Raw genomic sequence first — 22,526 nt, 5'->3', positions numbered from 1 at the left:
GTTCATTGATACAGACGGTAAAAACATGCCGTATGTATGTCACCGCGTTTATACACAGTATATATTATACATATATCCTTTCTCGTGGTGGTTGTTATGTCTGTACGAATAGTACCACTCTCACTTTGTGCCCCTCGGGAGATTCGTATGGTGTTTATGTGGCGGAGCAACCCCTTTGTTTCTCAACAGATGGGCTACGATGAACCGCTTACATTTACAGACCATATGCGTCATGTTGCCTGGGTGCGGCATCGGGATGATGTTTTCTGTTATCTTGTGTATCAAAAGGGTATTCCCCAAGGGGTTATTTCCCTGTATATTCAAAAAAACAGCGTTGCCGAAGCAGGGGTGTATAAAAATCCTGATTTACAAAAGCAGGGAGGTGTTGGTTTCTTCCTTATGCAACTCCTTATGGATGAAGCAGAAAGACGTTTGGTACAACGACTCGTTTTGCGAGTATTGGTGACAAACCGAACGGCCCAGAAACTCTATGAAAAATGCGGCTTTGTGCCGTTTCAAAGAGATGATACGGAAATTCTCTATATTCGTACTATGTGTGGCGTATCTCACGATCGTGCATAGGTACAGACCTGCTCGATTACATAGTCTTGTTCCTCCGCCGTTAAGCTTGGATACAGAGGAAGAGAGAGACATTCAGCGTAATATTGTTCGCAGTGGGGAAACATACCTCTTTTAAACCCGAAACGCTTGTAATAGGGCATAAGATGGAGGGGTATATAGTGAACTTGCGCATATATCCCTTTTTTCCGAAGTGCTGCATACACCTCATCACGGTTTTTAAGGCGAATGGGGTAAAGATGAAAGGCGTGCCCATGGGTGGTATTTGCCGGAGGTATTATAATGTCATTCTGGGTGAAGGCCTTGGTATACCTTTGAGCGAGGGTACGTCGCTGTTTGAGGGCTTGGACGGCACGGTTTAACTGGCTTCTGCCGAGAGCTGCGTGTATATCACTGAGACGATAATTGTATCCAAGCTCGTGCATTTCATAATACCACGGACCATGGTGCTCCTGTAAGGCATGAGACTTTTTTGTAATACCGTGTGTACGTAATAGGCAGAGTTTATCGTAGATGTCCTTTCGTGCGGTGGTAATCATGCCTCCTTCACCAGCGGCAATATGTTTTACCGGGTGAAACGAAAATACTGCCGTATCACTAAAGCGACAGCTTCCGCTGTATATTCGTTCTTCTTGTGCTGTGTGAAAAAATGCTCCCGGGGCATGGCATGCATCTTCAATAAGAAAGATATTCCGACGACGACATTCATTGTAGAGTTGTTCTGTCTGCACGGGATATCCAGCCAGGTCAACCACCGTCAGGGCTGAGTATGTACCTTGGGGGGCAGAGCATATCCTCTCTTCTGCCTGTGCAAGGTCTATACAGAGAGTGTCGGGATCGATATCAACAAAATCAACCGTGGCACCACAGTAGCGTGCCGCATTTGCCGACGCGGCAAAGGTAAGGGGCGTGGTGAGAGCTCGTGTGTTGGGACGGGTGTTTCCCACGGTATAGGCAAGATGGAGTGCGGCGGTTGCATTACATACTGCTACAGCGTATGGCGCCTGTACGTATTCCGCAAAGGCTTTTTCAAAGGCTTCAACCTGCGGTCCTTGGGTAAGAAAGTCAGAACGGAGCACCTCTGAAACTGCTGTAATATCATCAGGGGTAATTTCATGTTTTCCATAGGGCAGTATTTTCATAGGATACAATCGGGGCTCAGACACTCCCGGATCTCCTTTCGTAAGCTTTCAACGGTTTCCCATTCACTGTTTTCTCCAGAGTTATAGTGAAATCCTGGTTCAACAAAGGTGCCGCCATGGTGCGCTAGATATTGTTCACGACTAATGTTAATTGCTACAGAGGGGAGAATCGCATAGTATTTCCCGAGATCTATTGTGCTGAGAGAATCTGTGGTGGTAATCATCTCCTCATGTATTTTTTCTCCTGGGCGTACTCCCACGATTTCAAGTTCCGCTTCGGGGGCAATAGCTTTTGCTACATCAAGAATTCTGTAGGAAGGAATTTTGGGTACAAAAATCTCTCCACCAAGATGATTCGTAAGGGCAAAAAGAACGAGGTTCACTCCGTCTTGAATTGATATATTAAATCGGGTCATATCAGGGTGGGTTATAGGCAGTTTACCCTCTTTCTTTTTCCTCATAAAAAAAGGTATTACCGATCCTCGGGATCCCATGACATTACCATATCGTACAACACTGAAGCGGATATCACTTTTTCCACGGATATTATTTGCAGCGGTGAATAACTTGTCTGAAACAAGCTTTGTTGCTCCATAAAGATTAATGGGTGCACAGGCCTTGTCCGTAGAAAGAGCCACAACGTCTGATACGCCACATTCGATTGCACAGTCGATGACATTTTCCGCACCGGTTATATTGGTTAAGATACACTCGCCGGGATTATATTCAGCTGTGTCCACTTGTTTCATTGCGGCGGTGTGGATAATAATGTCGATATTTTCACACGCTTTCTTCAATCTTCGTCGATCCCGTACATCGCCAATAAAAAACCGAAGCTGGGGATATTCCGAGCGGGGGTATTGTTGCCGCAGTTCAAACTGTTTTAATTCATCCCGTGAATAGAGCGCAATTCGTTTTACTGCGGGGTAGCGTGTAAGAATTGTTTTAAGGAATTGTTTTCCAAATGAGCCGGTACCTCCGGTAATGAGAACACTTTTATTATCCAGCATTGGGCAATACTCCTGCACTATTTCGTAGCTGTACAGATAAGTATATAATAGGAACAGTTTTCTTGGTAGTTTTTTCTTTGTCCGCTTTATTTCATAGAGATACTAAAGAAAATGGAAGAAAATAAAGAAAAAGCTCAACAAAACCTCAAAGCTGCCGATAAAAATATTGGGGAAAGTGTTTGCGACTACGGTGTCGCGGTTCAGTATTCAGTTTTCAAGGAGGAATTATGCGTATTAACAACAACGTAATGGCAATGAATGCCCATCGTCAATTGGGGATAAATGACGGTAGTACAGCATTGTCGCTTGAGCGTCTCTCTTCGGGGTTCCGGATTAATCGGGCCGGCGATGATGCTGCAGGTCTGGCGATCTCTGAAAAAATGAGAGGACAGATTCGCGGTCTTCAACAAGGCTCGCGTAATGCACAGGATGGTGTTTCACTTATTCAGACTGCGGAGGGGGCGTTAAACGAAACCCATGCTATTTTGCAGCGGATGCGTGAGTTGTCCGTTCAGGCAGCCAATGATACGAATGTGACCAAGGATAGAGAATCCTTGCGTTCTGAAATTGAGCAGCTTGTAGAAGAGGTTGACCGGATTGCAAAGCAGACTGAGTTTAATACACAGTCGCTGTTGACCGGTGGTGCAGATGATTTGGCTTTTCAAGTGGGTGCCAATAGCGGTCAGGTGATTAGTCTTAGTATTAACGCTATGGACAAAGAGTCTATTAGTATTCATGAGATTACTGCGAATATTACAGCAGACCAATCTGTGGCTATTCAAAAGGTTGATGCTGCTATTTTGGCCGTCTCGGAAGAACGGGCTAATCTGGGTGCAATTCAAAATCGTTTGGAGCATACCATCCGAAATGCGGATAACTCAGCAGAAAATCTGCAAGCCGCAGAATCACGTATTCGTGATGTTGATATGGCTCGGGAAATGACGGAGTTTTCTAAAAATTCTATTTTAAAAGAGGCGGCAACGTCCATGCTTGGTCAGGCAAACGCTGCTCCACAGGGGGTTTTGCAGCTTCTTGGATAGTTGTTTTCAATCTTCTTTGTCCAGAGGGAGTGCTTTTGCGCTCCCTTTTTTATTCGTGCCGTTAGGGGGATACATGGGGCTCACCTGAATGGTGCTGTTGGTACGATGGTGTATTTCGTTAGATGGTACGATGTAAGGGGGGTGCGCAGAGGGCGCATGCGTACGGTGGTGTGAGTGGGGGGCTGTAACGAATCCCCATGAGGTTTTCAGAGGCGGGAAAAATCTTCTCTTCCCCTTACGGACGGTTAGGTGTTATTTTATGAGGGATAATTTGTGAATAAAGGTGTAGCAATGGAAAAAAATCGATGACGTATGCCGATGCCGGGGTAAACCTCGCCTCATGGGCGGTGGCAAAAAGAAAATCGGTGAGCAGGTACAAACCACATATACCGATCGTGTTGTGGGCAAATTTGGGCAGTTCGGTGGAATGTTTGATGTCTCTTTCTTTAAAGATATGGAGAAGCCTATTATGGTTTCTTCTGTTGATGGTGTTGGAACAAAGCTCAAGGTGGCCGTTGAATGTGGTGTGCATCACAGTGTCGGTGTTGATATTGTAAATCACTGTATTGATGATATTCTGGTAATGGGTGCGCGTCCTCTCGTCTTTCTCGATTATATGGGGACAGGTGTGTTGGAGCCTGATGTTGCAGCCGATATTGTGTCTGGTCTTGCCGCTGCCTGTCGCCACGCCGGTATTGCTCTGATTGGTGGGGAAACGGCGGAGATGCCTGGGATGTACAGCCGGGGAGAGTATGATATTGCCGGGACAATTGTAGGGGTGGTTGATGAGAAAGATGTTGTTGATGGTACGTCTATTTCCGACACGGATGTCTTAATTGGTCTTGCATCAAGTGGGCTTCACACAAATGGCTATTCTCTGGCTCGTAAAATTGTGCAGGAGGTCGCTAAAAAATCGTGGGATGATCCTTTTCCCGGGTTGTCGAAAACCTTTGGAGAGCTCTTCCTTGAACCACACCGTGCCTACACAGGGGTGTATGATCTTTTGGCTGATGATACCATAAAAGGAATAGCCCATATAACCGGCGGTGGGTTTCAGGAAAATCTTGATCGTGTGCTTCCTTCTCATATTGATGCCCGCGTCGATATTTCTTCATGGGACGTGCCCCCCCTATTTCAGTATTTGGTAGAAACGGGGAATATGGTTACTGATGAGGCGTATCGAACCTTTAATATGGGTATTGGTTTGGTGCTCGTTGTTGCCCAGGAGGAGTGTGATCGTGTATTGCAGTCTCCTGCCCTGGCAGAATATGGTCCTCGAGTCATTGGAAGAACCCAGTCGGGGAGTGGAACGGTTATCTTAGATGGGCAGGGGATATGACGCATACGGTGTATCTGTACAATACGGAGGAGCGTAAGAAGATGCCCTTTTCCGCGGAAGGGTCTACGGTAGGCATGTATTGCTGTGGTCCCACGGTGTATAATTATGCACATATCGGCAATATGCGTACCTACATTTTTGAAGATGTTCTGAAGCGAGTTTTGCGTCTTGCTGGATATCCTGTACGTCACGTTGTAAATATTACCGATGTGGGGCATTTAACTTCCGATGCAGACAAGGGCGATGATAAGATGGAGCTTGGGGCTGCCCGAGAAGGAAAGTCCGTGTGGGATATTGCTCGTCATTATACCGAGAGTTTTATGCAGCATGTTGCTGATTTAAATATTGATGAACCCGATGTGTGGCCTCGTGCAACAGAGCATATTTCAGAGATGATTGATCTTATCACGGCTCTTGAGAAAAAGGGGTATACCTACATAACTTCCGATGGGGTGTATTTTGATACATCCAAATATCCAGCCTACGCCGATTTTGCTCAGCTCAATGCAGATGAAATGCAAGAAGGAAGTCGTGTGGATATGGGGGAGAAGAAACATAAAACAGACTTTGCTTTGTGGAAGTTTTCTCCGACCACAACACAACGGGCCATGGAGTGGGATTCTCCCTGGGGAGTCGGTTTTCCCGGGTGGCATATCGAGTGTAGTGCCATGTCTGTTAAATACCTTGGGCAACCCCTTGATATTCATTGTGGGGGGATTGACCATGTGCAGGTGCATCACACCAATGAAATAGCGCAGGTAGAAGCAGCCACGGGAAAAAAATATTGTAACACCTGGGTTCACGGGGAATTTATGGTAATGGATTCAGGAAAAATGTCGAAGTCGAAGGGTGGTTTTGTAACCCTTGATACATTAAAGGATGCCGGCATGAATCCCCTTGCCTTTCGACTGTTTTGTTTTTCTGCCCATTATCGATCTCCTCTTACGTTTTCTATGGAGATGGTTGTTGAGGCGGATAAAACCCTTCGACGCCTTATTAAGGCTGTGCAGAAAAATTGTCGTCCCGGGGCGTATTCAGAAGATCTTTCTGAGGTGATGGCTGGTTTTTACAAGGCAGTTTTTGATGATTTGAATATGCCCAAAGCTCTTGCGTGGCTCTGGACGCTGCTACGGGATCAGAAGATCAGTGCAGAAGCAAAAGAAGCTGCTGTCCGTCGTGCTGAGGAGGTTTTTGCCTTAGATCTCTTTTCTGTTGAAGAACCGTCTTGTGAACAGGTTGGGAATGTTTGCTTTATGTCTATGGAAGATGTTCCCTCTGAAGAGAAAGAGGAGATCGCTACCCTGGTGGAAGATCGAAAGGCGGCACGGCGGGAGAAAGACTTTGCCCGTGCAGATGCGTTACGGGATCGGCTTGCGGAAAAGGGGGTCGTTCTTCGAGATCGTCCCGATGGAACCGTGGAATGTGAACAGATATAATCTAAGAAACCGGCTGTGCCGGTATATATTTATGCCTAAGGAGAAAAGGTGCTATGAGTGAGAATGAAATGCAGAATAAAAACAGTGTACAAAACAAAATTGATGAGCAATTTATTGCGAAGCGCAATATCTTTCTATGGGATGCTGTAACTGATGAGACATCCAAGGATGTTGTGGAGCGGATTCTTTATTTAGACAGCATATCACAAGAGGAGATAACATTGTACATAAACTCTCCCGGTGGTTCAATCTCTGCGGGGTTAGCCATTTATGATGCCATGCAGTTTGCTCAGTCAGATATTCGTACTGTCTGCATGGGGCAGGCTGCAAGTATGGGGGCTGTACTGCTCTGTGCTGGAGAGCCGGGCAAACGTGATGTTTGGGAACATGCACGGGTAATGATACATCAACCCTTAATCTCGGGTAATATGTATGGTCCTGCAAGTGATATTGAGATTCAAGCCGATGAGATGCTGCGTATCCGTGATGTACTGAATACGATTCTTTCACGCCATACCGGCGTTGCCATTACACAAATAGAGAAGGATACTGATCGTGATAAGTTTTTGTCTGCAGAAGAATCAGTGGATTATGGCTTGGCAGACCACGTAATAAAAAAGTAGAAAAAAATTAAAAAGGTTTGACCCGTAAAAATAAATAGTATATATTAGGGACGTCTTTGAAACAGGTGCCAATGTAGCTCAGTAGATAGAGCACTCGACTTGTAATCGAACGGTCGGGGGTTTGATTCCCTCCATTGGCTCCATTTTGAATGGGTAGGTGCCCGAGTGGTTAAAGGGGGCGGACTGTAAATCCGCTGGCGCAAGCCTACAGTGGTTCAAATCCACTCCTGCCCACCATTATACCGCGGGTGTAGCTCAATTGGCTAGAGCCCCAGCCTTCCAAGCTGGTTGTTGTGAGTTCGAGTCTCATCACCCGCTTTTTTTATGCCCAGGTAGCTCAGTCGGTAGAGCGCATCCTTGGTAAGGATGAGGTTCACGGGTTCAATTCCCGTTCTGGGCTTTTTGCAGCAATAAAACGATAACCATAAGGTAGAGGACGAGTAATGCCAAGGGATATAATAACACTGGAATGTACTTCTTGTAAAGAGCGAAATTATTCTACAACGAAGAATAAGGCTACTCATTCTGGTCGTGTGGAGTTTGTGAAGTTTTGTCCGCGCGAAAGCAAGAGAACAGTACACAAAGAAGCAAAGTAACGTATTCAGGTCCGTAGCTCAATTGGTAGAGTAGCGGTCTCCAAAACCGCCGGTTGGGGGTTCAAGTCCCTCCGGGCCTGCCATTCATTGGGGTGTTAAATGCAGACGTTTATTGAGTATTTAAAGTCCGTCAGGCTTGAGTTGTTGAAGGTTACCTGGCCTACAAGGGATGAGGTGTATTCTTCTACTTTGTTGGTGGTTTCGTTCACTATTATTCTTACCCTTGTTGTATGGGGTTTTGATAGTTTGGTGAATTTTCTTGTATATAGCCGGGTTGCTGGGTAGTTTTGGTGTTATTCGTATCGAAAATAAGGTGAATTCATGGCGTTTAAGTGGTATGCAGTGCAAACATTTACTGGGCAAGAGTCAAGGGTTGTTCAGTATGTTCAAGGAATGATAGATTCCGGTGAACTTGATGGAGTTGTCTCTCGGGTGCTTTCTCCTGTTCGTGACGTTGTTTCTGTAAGTAGAGGCAAGCGTGTAACAAAGCAGGATAAGTATTTTCCGAGCTATGTGCTCTTTGAAATGGAGTTCACACAGGAGTCTGCCTATTTTGTTCGGAGTATCAATGGCGTTATGGATTTTGTTGGCGGAAGGAAGCCTCGACCGTTGAAGTCTGCTGAGGTTGATCGGATTCTCGGTCATGAAGTAGAGGATGAGGGTCGAGTGGTTACTGATTCGCCCTATAAAGAAGGTGATATGGTGAGTATTTCTTCCGGACCCTTTAAGGGGTTTGACGGGGTGGTAGAAGATGTGAGTGCTGAAAAGGGTAAGGCCAAAGTGTCTGTTACTGTTTTTGGTCGAGCTACACCCGTTGAGGTTGATTTTGCTCAGATTGAACCGGTTTCCTAATTATAGTGAAAGGTGTGAAGATTGGCTAAAAAAGAGGTTGGACAAATAAAGTTGCAAATACCTGCTGGGCAGGCTAATCCTTCCCCTCCTGTTGGTCCCGCACTGGGACAGCACGGTGTAAATATTATGGAGTTTTGTAAGGCCTTTAATGCAAAGACACAGGATCAGGCAGGGATGGTTATTCCTGTTGTTATTACTGTGTATGCAGATCGGTCTTTTGACTTTATAACAAAAACACCGCCTGTGGCGAAACTTATTCTCAAGGAGCTTGGAATCAAAAGTGGTTCTGGTGTTCCTAATAAGGATAAGGTTGGAGCGCTTACTCAGGAGCAGGTAAAAAAGATCGCCGGTATTAAGATGCCCGATCTAAATTGCCATACGGAAGAAGCTGCCATGAAGGTAGTTGAAGGAACTGCGAGAAGTATGGGTGTTGAGACAGAAAGTGAGGGTACGGCTTAATGAAAAGAAGTAAAACCTGGCGTTCTGTTCAAGAAAAAATTGACAAAAGTAAGGCATATCCCCTCAATGATGCTCTTGCAACCCTCAAAGAGCTTTCTTATGTGAAGTTCGATGAAACAGTTGATCTTGCGGTGCGTCTTGGTGTTGATCCTCGAAAGAGTGATCAGGCCATTCGTGGATCCGTAGTATTGCCTGGAGGGCTTGGTAAGGATGTTCGCGTTGTTGCCTTCGTAGGAAGCGACAAGGTTGAAGAAGCTAAAGAAGCAGGTGCAGATATTATTGGTGACAAAGATTTGGTTGAAGAGATCAAAAAAGGGTTTCTTGACTTTGATTCTGTTGTCGCTACACCTGATATGATGGGGGTTGTTGGTGTGCTTGGTAAGATCCTCGGTCCCCGTGGGATGATGCCGAACCCGAAAGTTGGAACAGTAACTACTGATATTGCCAATGCCGTAGCAGAGCTAAAGGCGGGACGCGTTGAGTTCCGTACTGAAAAGGGTGGTATTATTCATGTTCCTGTGGGTAAACTCTCCTTTGATAATACGCAACTGGTTGACAATGTGAATGCTGTTATGGGTAAATTGAAGTCCATGAAGCCTTCTGCAGCCAAGGGTGAGTATTTTAAGAAGGTTGTTCTCAGTTCGACTATGGGTCCTGGGTTACAGCTAGAAGCTTCGGAATTGGTGTAAAGGAGCACGTACCATGGCAACAACTAAGTCAATGAGAACTGAACAGATCCAAAAGCTTACAGAGGAATTTAAAAGCTGTAGTGCCTTCTACATGACTCGTTTCGAAGGTGTTACAGTTGAAGAGATTAATGAAGTTCGCGGTAAGTTGCGGGATGTTGATGGAAGATATGTTGTAGTAAAGAATACTCTTGCCAGAAAAGCATTGGCAGAGAACGGCGTTGAAGGAATGGATGACTTTTTTAAAGGTCCAGTTGGGGTTGTTTTTGCAACAAGTGATGATGCATCAGCTCCGGCAAAGGTGATTAAAAAGTATAATTCTGACAATGACGATAAAATGTCTTTTATTGCAGCCTATTACGAAGGTGAAGTGTTTGAGGGTAATGCAGCAGCGAAGCTTGCTGATATGCCTTCACGGGATGAGCTCTATTCCATGTTGCTTTCTGCAATGCAGGGGCCTGTACGTGGACTTGCCTGTTCTCTGAACGGTATTCTTTCGCAGTTTGTACGTGCGGTTGATGCTGTTCGTGAGAAAAAAGAGACTGAAAACTAAATTAAGAAACTATAACGAATAATATATTTTGGGGGTCAACTGTGGCTACTAAAGAGATGATTGAACAAATTAAAGAAATGTCTGTGCTTGAGCTTTCTGAGCTTGTGAAAGCCATTGAAGAAGAATTTGGTGTTACTGCTGCAGCTCCTGTTGCTGTTGCCGGTCCTGCTGCTGGTGGTGATGCGCCTGCTGCTGAAGAACAAACTGAGTTTGAAGTTGTTCTAAAGGCTGCTGGTGGCAAGAAGATTCAGGTTATTAAGGTTGTGCGTTCTCTCACCGGTGCCGGTCTAAAAGATGCTAAGGCTATGGTTGATGGCGCTCCAGCTACGGTAAAAGAAGGGGTATCCAAAGATGAAGCTGAGGATATCAAAAAGCAGCTGGAAGAAGCTGGTGCAGAAGTTGAAGTAAAGTAGTTGATTATTGGATGAAATAGTCAATAACTGTTTCTAAAAGCACGGGGTGATTATTCACTCCGTGCTTGTTGTGTTTTTTTTCGTATACTAATTTCCTATCTCTGATGTTTAATATAAAGAGGTTCACCGGATGTCAGACCGTAAAATCTTCTCAAAAGTTAAAGAGGTTATGGATATTCCACAACTTCTTGAAGCTCAACTGGTTTCATATAGACGATTTCTGCAGGATGATCTACCGCATCATCAGCGTAAAGAGTATGGTCTCCATGGCGTTTTTGAAGCATTGTTTCCCATTGAAGATAATAAGGGGTACTATCTCTTGGAGTACGAAGGGTACTCATTGGGGGTTCCCAAATATTCCATACGTGAGTGTAAAGCGCGGGGTGCATCCTATGCGGCACCATTGAAAGTTGACATGTCTCTTTCAGTGTTTGAGCGTGAAGGACAAAAGAAGCGCACCCTTGTTGAAAAAATTTCAAATGACGTGTATATTGGCGAAATACCACTCATGACTGATCGGGGTACCTTCGTTATAAATGGTGCAGAGCGTGTTATTGTAAGTCAGTTGCACCGTGCCCCCGGTATTGTGTTTAACGAGATGACTCAGCCCACAGGTAAAGTTGAAACACGAGCTCGGATAATTCCTAAACGAGGTTCCTGGGTTGAGGTTCTTTTAGATTCTGACAATCTCATGTGGGTGAACATTGATCGTCGTAAAAAAATTCCTGCCACGTCATTTTTGCGTGCCCTGGGATATGAATCAAATGGAGATATTCTTTCTCTTTTTAATGAAACAAAAATGCTTCCCCTCGATGAGTCTATTCTTGGACAGGTACTCGCCAACCCAATCGTCTCAGAAGAAGACGGTGAGATTTTGGCTGAAGCCGGTGAGAAAATTGACAATGATATCTATGACCTTCTTTGTGAATTTGATTCAGAAGAAGTAGAGGTTGTGCGCGATGAAAATTCCATGGCGACAACAATATTAGTAAATACCATTAAAAAAGATAAGTCTAAGACTGAATCAGAAGCCTTGTCAATAGTATATCAGTCCGTTCGTCCCGGACCTCCTCCCAATGACGAAACAGCGCGTAATTTTATCACTCGTCTCTTTTTTGATGATGAGCGCTATGATTTAGGTGAGGTCGGACGGTATCGAATTGACCATCGGATTAATGTTCAGTCTGAAGAGGGGTGTGTAACCCTGCAGGTTGAAGACTTTATTCAAACAATGAAGTACCTTATTGATATAGCAACGGGTGACGGATACCTTGATGATATTGATCACCTTGGTAATCGACGTGTACGGAGTGTGGGTGAACTAATGGAGACACAGTTTGCCGTTGGTGTTACTCGTATGGCGCGTTCAGCTAAGGAGCAACTTGGGGTAAAAAAGAAGGAAGATCTTGTTCCCGCAGATTTAATAAATGCCCGTGCCGTTGCCACGGTTATTCAATCCTTTTTTGGATCATCCCAGCTTTCTCAGTTTCTTGATCAGACAAACCCTGTGTCGGAACTTACCCATAAGCGGCGTGTATCCGCCCTGGGCCCCGGCGGGCTTACCCGTGAACGTGCAGGCTTTGAGGTGCGTGATGTTCACCATACTCACTACGGCAGACTCTGTCCTATTGAGACACCAGAAGGGCCAAATATTGGTCTTATCGCCTCTCTTTCCTGTTATGCCCGTATTAATAAATATGGGTTCATCGAAACTCCCTATCAGGAAGTTAAGGACGGAAAGCTGACAGGTAAGGTTGTCTATGTCGATGCGAACGATGAAGATAGATACACCATCGCTCCTGCCGATGTTTCCATTGATGACGACGGTACGCTTTCAGATGCCAGTGTGTATGTGCGAAATCGCGGTGACTTCATGTTTGTTGACCGGACGGAAGTGGGGTTTGTTGATGTTTCTCCCATGCAGATGGTCTCGGTTTCAGCGAGTTTGATTCCCTTCCTTGAGCACGATGATGCGAACCGTGCCCTCATGGGGTCAAACATGCAGCGCCAAGCGGTTCCTCTTCTTACAACAGAAGCGCCTATTGTAGGTACCGGTATGGAATCAAAGGCGGCCAAAGATTCTGGTTGTGTTATTGTCGCGAAGCATGATGGTGTAATAGAAAAGGTTGAGGCAGACCGTGTGATTGTGAAAAAAGACAGTCAGGCCGATGAGGATGCTCTCCTTGGAATCTATGAAAAGGATGTGTACGATTTAACTAAGTTTGAACGGTCAAATCAGGATACCTGTATTAATCAGCACGTCTGTGTGAGCGAAGGTGAGCATGTACAGGCCGGTGACGTTCTTGCTGATGGTCACGCAACAGCAGATGGTGAACTTGCCCTCGGTAAAAATGTGCTTACGGCATATATGCCGTGGAACGGCTACAACTATGAGGATGCGATTATTGTATCGGAAGATCTGGTTTCTCACGACGTATATACCTCAATTCACATTGTTGTAGAAGAAGCTGAGGCGCGTGATACGAAACGTGGCCCCGAAGAGTTTACCACGGAAATACCCAATGTGAGCGATGAGGCGATTCGAAATCTTGATGAGATGGGTATTGTTGCAGAGGGAACGGAAGTTGAACCTGGTGATATCCTTGTAGGAAAAATTACTCCCAAGGGCGAAAAGGAACTTTCTCCTGAAGAGCGTCTTTTGCGAGCCATCTTTGGTGAAAAAGCAGGTGATGTACGCGATACGTCTCTCAGAGTTTCCCCCGGCTTAAAAGGAATTGTGATAAACACGGACCTCTATTCACGAAAAGAGCGTGATAAGGTTTCTAAGGAGCGTGATAAAAAACGCATCCGTGATCTGCAGCGTGAATATGATGAAAAGATTTCTGATTTGGAAGAAAAGCGTGAAGACGCATTGTATTCGCTTCTCAAAGGTAAGACAACCGTAGAAATTCGTGAGCGTATCACTGATAACGTGGTTGTTCCCGCAGGAGAAAAGTGGACACGAAAGATGTTAAAGGATATGAGCTTGAGCGATATTCATCCCACAAACGGCTTTTGTGTTGATGAAGAAGCTTCGGAAAAAGCCGCCACGGTGCATTTTAAAGTACAGCGGACTATCCATGAGTATGATGACCGAATTGATAAAGAAATTGATAAGATTCGCCGCGGTGATGAACTTAAGCCCGGTGTTCTTAAACTCGTAAAAGTATATGTTGCCAAGAAAAGGAAACTCTCCGTGGGTGATAAAATGGCTGGTCGTCACGGAAATAAGGGGGTTATCTCCAACGTCGTTCCCCGTGAAGATATGCCGTACATGCCTGACGGGACTCCGATTCAGCTTATTCTCAACCCCCTTGGTGTACCTTCTCGTATGAACGTGGGACAGATTCTTGAGGTGCATGCTGCTTTGGTTGCAGATCAGAATAAAGAGCGTATTGCAACACCGGTATTTAATGGTGCAAGTTCGGAGTATGTCTTAAATTCCTTGGAAGAACTCTCTGAGAAAAATCCTCATATTGAACGAGATGGCCGTGTGTATCTCCGTGATGGACGGACCGGTGAGCCCTTTGACAGTCCTGTTACGGTTGGACCGGTGTACATGCTGAAGCTGTGTCATCTCATTGAAGATAAGGCTCATGCCCGTTCAATTGGTCCTTACTCCTTGGTGACACAACAGCCCTTGGGCGGTAAGTCTCAGTTTGGGGGACAACGGTTTGGTGAAATGGAAGTATGGGCCCTTGAAGCGTATGGTGCTGCCTACACGCTTCAGCAGGTTCTCACGGTGAAAAGTGATGACATAATCGGACGTTCGAAACTCTACGAATCCATTGTAAATGGCGATAATCCTCCCGAGCCGGGAGTGCCAGAGTCGTTTAAGGTTCTTCTTCGTGAGATGAAGGCCCTGGCGATTAACGTGGAATTGAATGAAGAAGAGTAAGTACAACAGGTCTAACTATTACGAATGAGGTGATTCAGTGACAGGTTTATTTGATAATTACGGATCGAAAATAGAGCGAGTAGACTCCCTGAGTGTTAGTCTGGCATCGCCAGATAATATCCGGGATTGGTCTTTCGGGGAAGTAGAACGACCGGAAACCATCAATTACCGTTCCTATAAACCGGAAAAAGGAGGGCTGTTTTGCGAACGCATTTTTGGCCCCGTACGCAATTGGGAATGTAATTGTGGAAAATATAAGCGAGTACGGTATCGTGGGGTTGTGTGTGATCGGTGCGGGGTAGAGGTTACTCACTCCCGCGTTCGCCGTGAGCGCATGGGCCATATTGAACTGGCTGTACCCGTGGTACATGTGTGGTATTTAAAAAGTACTCCATCATATATCGCCCCTCTCTTAGGCTTTACGAATAAAGAGCTTGACAAGATTATCTACTACGAAAATTACGTAGTTATAGATCCGGGCGATACGGGCTATGAAGTGGGTGACTTAATCGGAGATGATGAGTTTGATGAGTTAGAAGATGCGGGGAAAAACTTTGTTGCCAAAATGGGTGGTGAAGCCGTGTTTGATCTTCTCTCTTCTGCTGATTTAGAAGAGCTACAGGCAAATCTCAGCTTGCAGCTGAAGCATGAGACATCAAAACAGCGCATGAAAGATCATAGAAAAAGACTTCGTGTGGTAAACTCCTTTGTGCGATCAGGAAACAGACCGGAAAATATGGTCTTGAAAGTACTCCCGGTGCTTCCACCCGATCTGCGCCCCCTTGTGCCACTTGATGGCGGGCGTTTTGCCACGTCGGATCTGAATGATCTTTACCGACGGGTGATCAACCGAAATAATCGATTGAAAAAACTTATTGAGATTAAAGCTCCCGAAGTTATTCTGCGTAACGAGAAGCGCATGCTTCAAGAGTCGGTGGATACCCTCATCAGCAATGGGCGTCGTGGGACAGCCACCGGTTCAAATAATAAGCCCATGAAATCACTTTCAGACCTTCTGAAGGGTAAACGGGGTCGGTTCCGTCAAAACCTTCTTGGAAAACGGGTTGACTATTCCGGTCGTTCCGTGATTGTCATTGGTCCTGAGTTGAAACTCTACCAATGTGGTCTTCCAAAGTCCATGGCCTTGGAGCTATTTAAGCCCTTCGTGATTAATAAACTTGAAGATCGCGAGTTTGCACAAACGGTGAAAAGTGCGAAAAAGTTTGTTGAAAAAGAGAGTAAAGAGGTTTGGGATGTCCTTGAAGAAGTAATTAAGGATCACCCTGTACTTCTTAACCGGGCACCCACCCTACACCGTTTGGGGATTCAGGCGTTCTTTCCTGTCCTTGTGGAAGGTAAGGCAATTCGCCTTCACCCCCTTGTGTGTTCTCCCTTTAATGCCGACTTTGATGGTGACCAAATGGCTGTGCACGTTCCCTTATCACCGGAAGCAATAATTGAGGCTCGCCTCTTAATGCTTTCTGCCAATAACCTTCTGCGCCCCTCCAGCGGTGAACCCGTTGTTGGTCCGTCTCAGGATATGGTTTTGGGAATTTACTATCTGACTAAGGTTCATCCTGATAAAAAGGCCTTGACCACTACTGCTGATGGTAAAGAGGTACTGCGTACGTTTGATACCTTGGAAGAGCTTGAGTATGCCTTCTTCAACAAACAGGTTGATGTGCATACCCAGATTCAATATGTGGTAGGAACAGATAAAGAGATGAGTACCACCGACGGTACCACTGAAGGGTCTCGAAAAATTACCACCACTGTTGGACGGGTCTTCTTTAATGCGGTCATGCCGAAGCATATCCCTTTCTTTAATAAGATGATGCGCAAAAGTGATATTGAGAATCTTGTGACATACATCGTTAATAAGTCCGGTACAGAAGAGGCGGTTACGGTTCTTGACCAGATTAAAGATATGGGTTTCTCCTATGCGACCCGTGCCGGTGCCAGCTTTTGTGCCGGTGATCTTGTGGTGCCCAAGGAGCGGGAAGAGCTTATTGCTGCTTCAAAGAAGCAAACGGATAAAATTCGGAAACAGTATAAACGCGGTATTATCACCGAAGGTGAGCGATACAATAAAATTATTGATATCTGGACGCATACCACAAACCAGGTCGCAGATGCCCTTATGGAAGCTCTTATTAAAGATGAAAAAGGGTTTAACTCCGTGCATATGATGATTGATGCAAAGGCACGGGGAAGTAAGGACCAGATTAAACAGCTTGCCGGTATGCGTGGACTTATGCAGAAACCGAAGAAAAAATTAACCGGCGGGGTTGGTTCTATTATTGAAAACCCCATTCTTTCTCACTTTCTTGGTGGCTTGACCGGTTTGGAATACTTTATTTCAACGCACGGTGCGCGAAAGGGGCTTGCTGATACGGCCCTGAAAACTGCCGATGCGGGGTATTTGACTCGACGCCTTGTGGATGTTGTTCAGGATATGGTTGTCTCTGAGGATGATTGTGGTACCTTCCGCGGCATCTATATGACCGCTCTTGAAGAGGGTGATGAGGTTGTTGAACCACTTTCTGAACGTGTGGTTGGTCGAACTGCCTTGGAAGATGTGAAAGATTTTGAAGGCAATCTTCTGGTAGAGCGTAACACTCTCATTACGGATGAACAGGCTGAAGCCATTGAAGAGTCTGGTATTGAAGGCGTGGAGATTCGCTCGGTACTTACCTGTGAAGCAGATTTCGGTATCTGTGCAAAGTGCTATGGACGAAACCTTGCCAATGGCCGTGTGGTGAGCGTTGGTGAAGCTGTGGGTACCATGGCAGCACAAAGTATCGGTGAGCCAGGTACACAGCTTACCTTGCGGACATTCCACATTGGTGGTACTGCTTCGCGTATGCTTGCCAAAGACCATGAAACTGCAAACTATGATGGTACTGTTACATTTTATGATATGGTTGTGGTAGACCATGGAGATGGAAAGAAAGTTCTTTCCCGTCTTGGTGAGATTGGTATTCTTAACAATGATGGTGTTGAGATAAATCGCTATCCCGTGGCTCACGGTTCTGTCTGCTATGTTAGTGATGGTCAGAAAGTGAAAGCAGGGGATAAACTCTTTGGATGGGATCCCTATAATATCGTCATTCTCTCTTCTAAGGAAGGGGAAATTGAAGGGATGGACATTGTTCCCGAAGTGACCCTGCGAGAAACCGTGGATGATCTTACGGAGAGTACCGAACGAATTATTATTGAAGACAAAACACGGAAACACCATCCTCACTTCCGTATTGTTGCGTCAGATGGAACCACACCTCTGAATATCGCCCTTCCGGCGGGTGCCCTTCTTCAGGCAGAAGCGGGCCAGCAAGTAGCCGCAGGTGATGTTCTCTATAAGATTCCTCGTGATGCGGGAAAAAGCCGGGATATTACTGGTGGTCTTCCCCGAGTTGCGGAGCTTTTTGAGGCGCGTGTTCCCGGTGACCCTACTATTATGGCTGAGATTGACGGTATTGTTGAGTTCCAAACCCGCCCGGTGAAAGATTCCAACGGGAAAGTGATGCTTGACAACAACGGAACAGAACTAACAGAACCCAAAATTGATCGCGGGAAACGTAAAATTCTTATTCACTCTCACGATGGTGAAGTGTCAAAAGAGTATTCCATTCCCGTACGGAAACACATGCGTGTGCAGGACGGAGACCGAGTTCGTGTCGGTGATCGTCTCTGTGAAGGATCTTTGGATCCCCACGAAATATTGCGAGTTCTTGGCGAATACGAAGTACAACGCTTTCTCATTGATGAAGTACAGTCTGTTTACCGCTTGCAGGGTGTAAAAATTGATGATAAGCACATCGAAGTTGTCGTTGCACAGATGTTGCGAAAGGTTGTTATTGAAGACGCTGGAGACTCAGATTATATCCGGGGTGATAAGGTTGATAAGAAATCCCTCCGTAAGGAAAATGAACTCTTGGTAGAAGATGAGCTGCAGCCAGCAGTCTCACGTCCTCTTCTGCAAGGGATTACCAAGGCGTCCCTCGGTACGGAGTCTTTTCTTTCAGCGGCATCATTCCAGGAAACAACGAAGGTGCTTGCGGCGGCGGCAGTGAACCATAAGATAGATCCTCTTCGCGGATTGAAGGAAAATATCATTATGGGTAATCTCATACCAGCCGGAAGTGGTGCTAAAATGTATCGTGATATCGAAATTCAGGATATCGACGTGATGGCCGAAGATGGCGATACGGCGGTGGAAGATTTCGGTGATGATGATTTTGGCGGTGAAATAATTTAGTTTTGTATTTGTCGCGATACGTGATGTATATTATCGCGACAAAAAAAATCAGGAGGATGTAATTTGCCTACGATAAACCAGTTGGTACGAAAAGGTAGAAAGCAAGTAACGTCAAAGAGCATGTCTGTTGCTCTTGACAGTTGTCCCCAAAAACGCGGTGTATGTACCCGTGTTTTTACGACAACACCGAAAAAACCTAACTCTGCTTTGAGAAAAGTAGCTCGTGTGCGGCTCTCAAACAAGATGGAGATCAATGCGTATATTCCCGGTGAAGGGCATAATCTCCAGGAACACTCCATTGTTCTTGTTCGTGGTGGTCGGGTGAAGGATGTTCCCGGTGTACGGTATCACATTGTTCGTGGTTCCCTTGATACACAGGGTGTTGAAGATAGAAAACAGTCCCGTTCGAAGTACGGAACAAGAAAACCGAAGTAAGGTAAGGAGTTGTAATGTCAAGACGTAACAGAGCAGTTAAACGACCCGTTGTTCCCGATTCCAGATATGGAAGTACTTTGGTTACAAAGTTTATGAAGTGCATGATGCTTGATGGTAAGTTTAACGTTGCACGTACTATTTTCTATAAAGCCATGGATCGTATTAAAGGTGAGTATGGGAAAGATGGTGTAACCGTATTTAAAAAGGCTATTGATAATATCAAACCCGCCCTTGAGGTTAAAACCCGTCGTGTTGGTGGTGCAAACTACCAAGTTCCCCTTGAAGTAAGTCCTGTTCGTGGTAATGCCCTTGCCATGCGATGGCTTATTGATGCTGCCCGTGGACGGAATGAAAAGTCCATGGTTGAGCGCCTTTCAAACGAAATTTGGCAAGCCTTTAATAAAGAAGGTGCTGCGGTTCGTAAGAAAGTTGAAGTGCATAAAATGGCTGAAGCAAACAAGGCCTTTGCTCACTTCCGTTGGTAAGATACTCCCGTAGACACGGGATCGTTATATGAGCCCTGCTCTCTCAAGAGCGGGGCTTTTTTTATACTCCACACCCAAAGACACCTGTAGCCCCCTCCATGTGATAATAATCTCTTTCGCCGCTTTTTTTGGCTCTCCATATCTCTTCTCATTTTTCGGTTTCTTTCGTCGTATCACGCACGTCGCTTCTTTGCATTTTAGTAGGCCTGCCTGTTGTCTCAGTGAAGAAAATTTGACAAAAAAGTATGAAAAAGACAATAAAAATTCCTATATTTCATTTAAAACAGTAAATTTTTTGATATTGAGCTATTGTAGGAGAAACAACAAGTATCTGTGAGGTGATTCATGAATCTGTCCATCCTTGGAACCGCCATTGCTGCATTCTTGATTTTTGGGGCTCCACAGGGCGTGTATGCATCGGATGCTCCCGACCACCCTGGGCATGTCCTGCTTATTTATAATGAATTGGGGTATCACTCTGATGGGAATGAGTTTTCCCAGCCCATAATGGAAACCTTCCGTGCTGCCCTTACGGGAAATCCTGATTATGCCATTCCTGAGCATGTGGGGGCAGGGCATAATTTAAATTATAATATTCCGGAGATACATCCCGCAGCCAACGTGGATATTCTCAATATCACAAATAATCAGGGCATTTACGGACCGCTCATGGAGGTATTTGGAGACCAAATATCCGAGGACCTTCATGGGGGAGATGAACTTTCTCACTGGACGCAGGTGTACGACCTTCGCTTTTCAAATAATCGCCCGGAAGCTCCCGAAACTATTACCACGGGTACTGAACCCACGAGTGATCTGTCCCTTTTTCGCTCGTTTCTTTCCAATGGCGGCGGACTTTTCCTTCAGGCTGAATATTCATTTTTTTGAATAGAAATCGTGGTGTTGCCTCGGCAATTAATATGCTGACCCGTGAGCGTTTTTTCTATGATCGTATTCTTGGACAGGGGAGTTACACCATATCCTTTAGCGATCATGAAGATTTTAATACCAATTTTAATGATTTAGATGCAATTCCCGAGGAAGAAGAACTTCGCGTGGTGAGTGCCGGGCCCTATCCGATGTCATATATTGAGTATGGCGTGCCCTTGCTATACTCTGGCGATCTCACCCATATGCTTTTTTGGGATTCGCCCTATATTGAGCCACGCCAAAATGGTCGTCTTATTGTTAGCTTTAATTTAAATGCCTGGGCAGATCTTGATCATCTACATGGTGGCCATGTGAAACAGGGAGCCTACGCCTCTGCCCAGAATATTTATGCCCTCCTTGCGGGGGTGCTGGATTACGATATTGAAAAGGAGTTTATTCCCGACCATGGTGACGTGGGTGATGCGGGAACCTTCTACATCAGAATACAGAACAATAGTACCCATGAGATTACCGATCGTGTTGTAACGGATACGGTGCCTGAAGCCTTGGTTGTTACTGGCGCCCAGCCGAAGTGGACTTCTCGAGAAGAAAATGTCTTTGTGTGGGAGCTTCCTCCAATCCCCGCAGGAGAAACTGAGGAGATTCGCGTTGATTTTACCGTTGACCATTTACCGCGCAGAGAGTAAGGAGTGGATATGAAATTGATACAACAGTGGATATACGGAGTTGCGCTTATTCTTGCAGGCGCATCTGTGGTGTGGGCTGATGTGGTTGATATCGGTGATATCCATATTGATCCTATGTTTATTCACCCCGGTGAAGAGCTTGAAGTGACCGTATCTATTAATACAGAGGTGGATTCGAATAACCCGCAGGCATCTCTCCATATCGGGGGTGTGTTTTCAAGGAATGAAACCTTTGGTGATGGAGATGATCGATTGATTGCCTATGGCGGCAGTGAAGGGGAGGAGGCCATTGCCTATGATGGATCCCGTCCAACCTTTGAAGTGGGAAATGATGAAATCTTTGATGGATGGGGTAATTATACCTTTACCACCAGGGTACCTGAGGATATGGTGCACGGTGAAGATTGGTACATTATTTTTATCGCCGTCATGGAGGGGTGGCATCCACCAATAAATACTGTTGCAGATATTCTCAGTGATGGAGATCATATTTCCGGAAACGCTCTTTTTGAGGTTGCTGTGAATAAGGCGGGCATCATAAATACGGCCTATTCAAATACCAAATCCGACACAGCACGGTTTATTATCTCCGAAGGTCTTCCGCAGGCTGACTTATGGGCAGATCCGCCGGGGCGTGGAGGCAAGGGTTCTGAGTATACATTTCATACGACGACCCTTGACATAGAACTCTTTACTGAAGATGCTCACGGAGCGGAGATTTTTTATACCCTTGGAAACAGTGAGGTTACTCCCGGTGATGAGGATCAGCTCTATGATTCCGCTGTGGGTATTCAAATAGATGACACGGATACTCTCCGGGCAGTGGCACGGGTACCGGGCTTTCGTGATGCCGAAGGGGTTTGGTATTATCGACAGGAGCTCCCTGAGGCGTATCTGTACAGCAATGAACAGCTTCAGGATGTAAATATTGTTGATGCCTATGAGAACAGACAGATATTTGCCTCCTCACAGCATGAAGTCACCCTTGACCTTCGTGATGAAGATGGAGAGATCATTCCCCTTGGGGATGACGATGCGATTTATTACGCCCGTGGCAATACTGAACCCGTGATTGGTGAAAATCCATATGATGAACCCTTTATAATTACTTCCGGTGATACAATCCGTGCTCTTGCACGGGTGAA

At 45.6% G+C, this 22,526-nt stretch carries 21 protein-coding genes and 5 tRNA genes; 24 read left to right on the top strand and 2 right to left on the bottom strand.

The features are described 5' to 3' along the window. The first annotated feature begins 96 nt into the window (after nucleotides 1-96). Nucleotides 97-582 carry a GNAT family N-acetyltransferase gene (locus CALK_RS09735; protein WP_022637519.1) on the top strand — a complete coding sequence of 162 codons (486 nt, stop codon included), beginning with the start codon at nucleotides 97-99 and terminating at the stop codon, nucleotides 580-582. On the opposite strand, the gene pseC is transcribed toward CALK_RS09735, so the two are convergent. Together pseC and pseB are read right to left on the bottom strand one after the other, a co-directional pair. Then, nucleotides 567-1,721: a UDP-4-amino-4,6-dideoxy-N-acetyl-beta-L-altrosamine transaminase gene (gene pseC / locus CALK_RS09730; RefSeq protein WP_022637518.1), complete on the bottom strand. Its 1,155-nt coding sequence runs from the start codon at nucleotides 1,719-1,721 to the stop codon at nucleotides 567-569. The two genes, CALK_RS09735 and pseC, sit on opposite strands and share 16 nt — an antisense overlap. After that, complete coding sequence (pseB, locus tag CALK_RS09725; RefSeq protein ID WP_022637517.1) at nucleotides 1,718-2,731, bottom strand: UDP-N-acetylglucosamine 4,6-dehydratase (inverting); 1,014 nt, start codon at nucleotides 2,729-2,731, stop codon at nucleotides 1,718-1,720. The genes pseC and pseB overlap by 4 nt, the downstream gene beginning before the upstream one ends. A 227-nt stretch (nucleotides 2,732-2,958) precedes the next feature. Here pseB and CALK_RS09720 point away from each other — a divergent pair, with 227 nt between their 5' ends. The 23 genes from CALK_RS09720 to CALK_RS09610 all read left to right on the top strand — a co-directional run. Further along, on the top strand, nucleotides 2,959-3,771 hold the full coding sequence (locus CALK_RS09720) for a flagellin N-terminal helical domain-containing protein (RefSeq protein ID WP_022637516.1): 813 nt from the start codon (nucleotides 2,959-2,961) through the stop codon (nucleotides 3,769-3,771). Nucleotides 3,772-4,111: 340 nt separating this feature from the next. After that, a complete protein-coding gene (purM, locus tag CALK_RS09715; protein WP_022637515.1) occupies nucleotides 4,112-5,110 on the top strand; it encodes a phosphoribosylformylglycinamidine cyclo-ligase in 999 nt (332 codons plus the stop codon). Next, nucleotides 5,107-6,546 (top strand): cysteine--tRNA ligase, encoded by a 1,440-nt coding sequence (gene cysS, locus CALK_RS09710; RefSeq protein WP_022637514.1) that lies wholly within the window; start codon nucleotides 5,107-5,109, stop codon nucleotides 6,544-6,546. The genes purM and cysS overlap by 4 nt, the downstream gene beginning before the upstream one ends. A gap of 53 nt (nucleotides 6,547-6,599) precedes the next feature. Then, nucleotides 6,600-7,169, top strand: a complete 570-nt coding sequence (locus CALK_RS09705; RefSeq protein WP_022637513.1) for a ClpP family protease — start codon at nucleotides 6,600-6,602, stop codon at nucleotides 7,167-7,169. 67 nt (nucleotides 7,170-7,236) lie between these two features. After that, nucleotides 7,237-7,312: transfer RNA gene (locus tag CALK_RS09700), tRNA-Thr, on the top strand. Between the two features lie 8 nt (nucleotides 7,313-7,320). Then, a tRNA-Tyr gene (locus CALK_RS09695) sits at nucleotides 7,321-7,406 on the top strand. 7 nt (nucleotides 7,407-7,413) lie between these two features. Next, nucleotides 7,414-7,487: transfer RNA gene (locus tag CALK_RS09690), tRNA-Gly, on the top strand. A gap of 8 nt (nucleotides 7,488-7,495) precedes the next feature. Continuing rightward, a tRNA-Thr gene (locus tag CALK_RS09685) sits at nucleotides 7,496-7,569 on the top strand. A gap of 43 nt (nucleotides 7,570-7,612) precedes the next feature. Next, a complete protein-coding gene (gene rpmG, locus CALK_RS12625) occupies nucleotides 7,613-7,765 on the top strand; it encodes a 50S ribosomal protein L33 (protein WP_081698130.1) in 153 nt (50 codons plus the stop codon). A gap of 7 nt (nucleotides 7,766-7,772) precedes the next feature. Then, nucleotides 7,773-7,848 (top strand) — tRNA-Trp (locus CALK_RS09680). Nucleotides 7,849-7,864: 16 nt separating this feature from the next. After that, nucleotides 7,865-8,050: a preprotein translocase subunit SecE gene (gene secE / locus CALK_RS13450; RefSeq protein ID WP_022637512.1), complete on the top strand. Its 186-nt coding sequence runs from the start codon at nucleotides 7,865-7,867 to the stop codon at nucleotides 8,048-8,050. Nucleotides 8,051-8,086: 36 nt separating this feature from the next. Further along, complete coding sequence (nusG, locus tag CALK_RS09670) at nucleotides 8,087-8,617, top strand: transcription termination/antitermination protein NusG (RefSeq protein ID WP_022637511.1); 531 nt, start codon at nucleotides 8,087-8,089, stop codon at nucleotides 8,615-8,617. Nucleotides 8,618-8,638: 21 nt separating this feature from the next. Beyond that, a complete protein-coding gene (rplK, locus tag CALK_RS09665; protein ID WP_022637510.1) occupies nucleotides 8,639-9,076 on the top strand; it encodes a 50S ribosomal protein L11 in 438 nt (145 codons plus the stop codon). Then, a complete protein-coding gene (rplA, locus tag CALK_RS09660; protein WP_022637509.1) occupies nucleotides 9,076-9,765 on the top strand; it encodes a 50S ribosomal protein L1 in 690 nt (229 codons plus the stop codon). Before rplK ends, rplA begins: the two co-directional genes overlap by 1 nt. 13 nt (nucleotides 9,766-9,778) lie before the next feature. Then, entirely contained in the window at nucleotides 9,779-10,315 is a 537-nt protein-coding gene (gene rplJ, locus CALK_RS09655) for a 50S ribosomal protein L10 (protein WP_022637508.1), read from the top strand. Between the two features lie 41 nt (nucleotides 10,316-10,356). Beyond that, entirely contained in the window at nucleotides 10,357-10,728 is a 372-nt protein-coding gene (gene rplL / locus CALK_RS09650; protein ID WP_081698129.1) for a 50S ribosomal protein L7/L12, read from the top strand. A gap of 130 nt (nucleotides 10,729-10,858) precedes the next feature. Further along, complete coding sequence (gene rpoB / locus CALK_RS09645) at nucleotides 10,859-14,626, top strand: DNA-directed RNA polymerase subunit beta (RefSeq protein ID WP_022637506.1); 3,768 nt, start codon at nucleotides 10,859-10,861, stop codon at nucleotides 14,624-14,626. Between the two features lie 37 nt (nucleotides 14,627-14,663). After that, nucleotides 14,664-18,884 (top strand): DNA-directed RNA polymerase subunit beta', encoded by a 4,221-nt coding sequence (gene rpoC, locus CALK_RS09640; RefSeq protein ID WP_022637505.1) that lies wholly within the window; start codon nucleotides 14,664-14,666, stop codon nucleotides 18,882-18,884. A gap of 63 nt (nucleotides 18,885-18,947) precedes the next feature. Further along, nucleotides 18,948-19,319, top strand: a complete 372-nt coding sequence (gene rpsL / locus CALK_RS09635) for a 30S ribosomal protein S12 (protein ID WP_034637757.1) — start codon at nucleotides 18,948-18,950, stop codon at nucleotides 19,317-19,319. 14 nt (nucleotides 19,320-19,333) lie between these two features. After that, on the top strand, nucleotides 19,334-19,804 hold the full coding sequence (rpsG, locus tag CALK_RS09630) for a 30S ribosomal protein S7 (RefSeq protein WP_022637503.1): 471 nt from the start codon (nucleotides 19,334-19,336) through the stop codon (nucleotides 19,802-19,804). A 345-nt stretch (nucleotides 19,805-20,149) separates the two neighbouring features. Then, on the top strand, nucleotides 20,150-20,692 hold the full coding sequence (locus tag CALK_RS09620; protein WP_022637501.1) for a hypothetical protein: 543 nt from the start codon (nucleotides 20,150-20,152) through the stop codon (nucleotides 20,690-20,692). Further along, nucleotides 20,689-21,381, top strand: a complete 693-nt coding sequence (locus CALK_RS09615) for a DUF11 domain-containing protein (RefSeq protein WP_155851848.1) — start codon at nucleotides 20,689-20,691, stop codon at nucleotides 21,379-21,381. Before CALK_RS09620 ends, CALK_RS09615 begins: the two co-directional genes overlap by 4 nt. A gap of 9 nt (nucleotides 21,382-21,390) precedes the next feature. Further along, the coding region (locus CALK_RS09610; RefSeq protein WP_034637755.1) for a hypothetical protein at nucleotides 21,391-22,526 on the top strand (1,136 nt) is incomplete at its 3' end.

The sequence above is a fragment of the Chitinivibrio alkaliphilus ACht1 genome (assembly GCF_000474745.1).
GTDB lineage: Bacteria > Fibrobacterota > Chitinivibrionia > Chitinivibrionales > Chitinivibrionaceae > Chitinivibrio > Chitinivibrio alkaliphilus.
Note: the sequence above shows the minus strand (reverse complement) of the source record. Positions and strands in the feature narration are given on the sequence as shown.

Coding starts and splice junctions, on each gene's coding strand:
- rpmG (WP_081698130.1), top strand. CDS start 7,613: ATGCCAAGGGATATAATAACACTGGAATGTACTTCTTGTAAAGAGCGA.
- CALK_RS09720 (WP_022637516.1), top strand. CDS start 2,959: ATGCGTATTAACAACAACGTAATGGCAATGAATGCCCATCGTCAATTG.
- CALK_RS09705 (WP_022637513.1), top strand. CDS start 6,600: ATGAGTGAGAATGAAATGCAGAATAAAAACAGTGTACAAAACAAAATT.
- cysS (WP_022637514.1), top strand. CDS start 5,107: ATGACGCATACGGTGTATCTGTACAATACGGAGGAGCGTAAGAAGATG.
- secE (WP_022637512.1), top strand. CDS start 7,865: ATGCAGACGTTTATTGAGTATTTAAAGTCCGTCAGGCTTGAGTTGTTG.
- purM (WP_022637515.1), top strand. CDS start 4,112: ATGGGCGGTGGCAAAAAGAAAATCGGTGAGCAGGTACAAACCACATAT.
- rpsG (WP_022637503.1), top strand. CDS start 19,334: ATGTCAAGACGTAACAGAGCAGTTAAACGACCCGTTGTTCCCGATTCC.
- rplJ (WP_022637508.1), top strand. CDS start 9,779: ATGGCAACAACTAAGTCAATGAGAACTGAACAGATCCAAAAGCTTACA.
- rpoB (WP_022637506.1), top strand. CDS start 10,859: ATGTCAGACCGTAAAATCTTCTCAAAAGTTAAAGAGGTTATGGATATT.
- CALK_RS09735 (WP_022637519.1), top strand. CDS start 97: ATGTCTGTACGAATAGTACCACTCTCACTTTGTGCCCCTCGGGAGATT.
- CALK_RS09620 (WP_022637501.1), top strand. CDS start 20,150: ATGAATCTGTCCATCCTTGGAACCGCCATTGCTGCATTCTTGATTTTT.
- nusG (WP_022637511.1), top strand. CDS start 8,087: ATGGCGTTTAAGTGGTATGCAGTGCAAACATTTACTGGGCAAGAGTCA.
- pseC (WP_022637518.1), bottom strand. CDS start 1,721: ATGAAAATACTGCCCTATGGAAAACATGAAATTACCCCTGATGATATT.
- rplA (WP_022637509.1), top strand. CDS start 9,076: ATGAAAAGAAGTAAAACCTGGCGTTCTGTTCAAGAAAAAATTGACAAA.
- pseB (WP_022637517.1), bottom strand. CDS start 2,731: ATGCTGGATAATAAAAGTGTTCTCATTACCGGAGGTACCGGCTCATTT.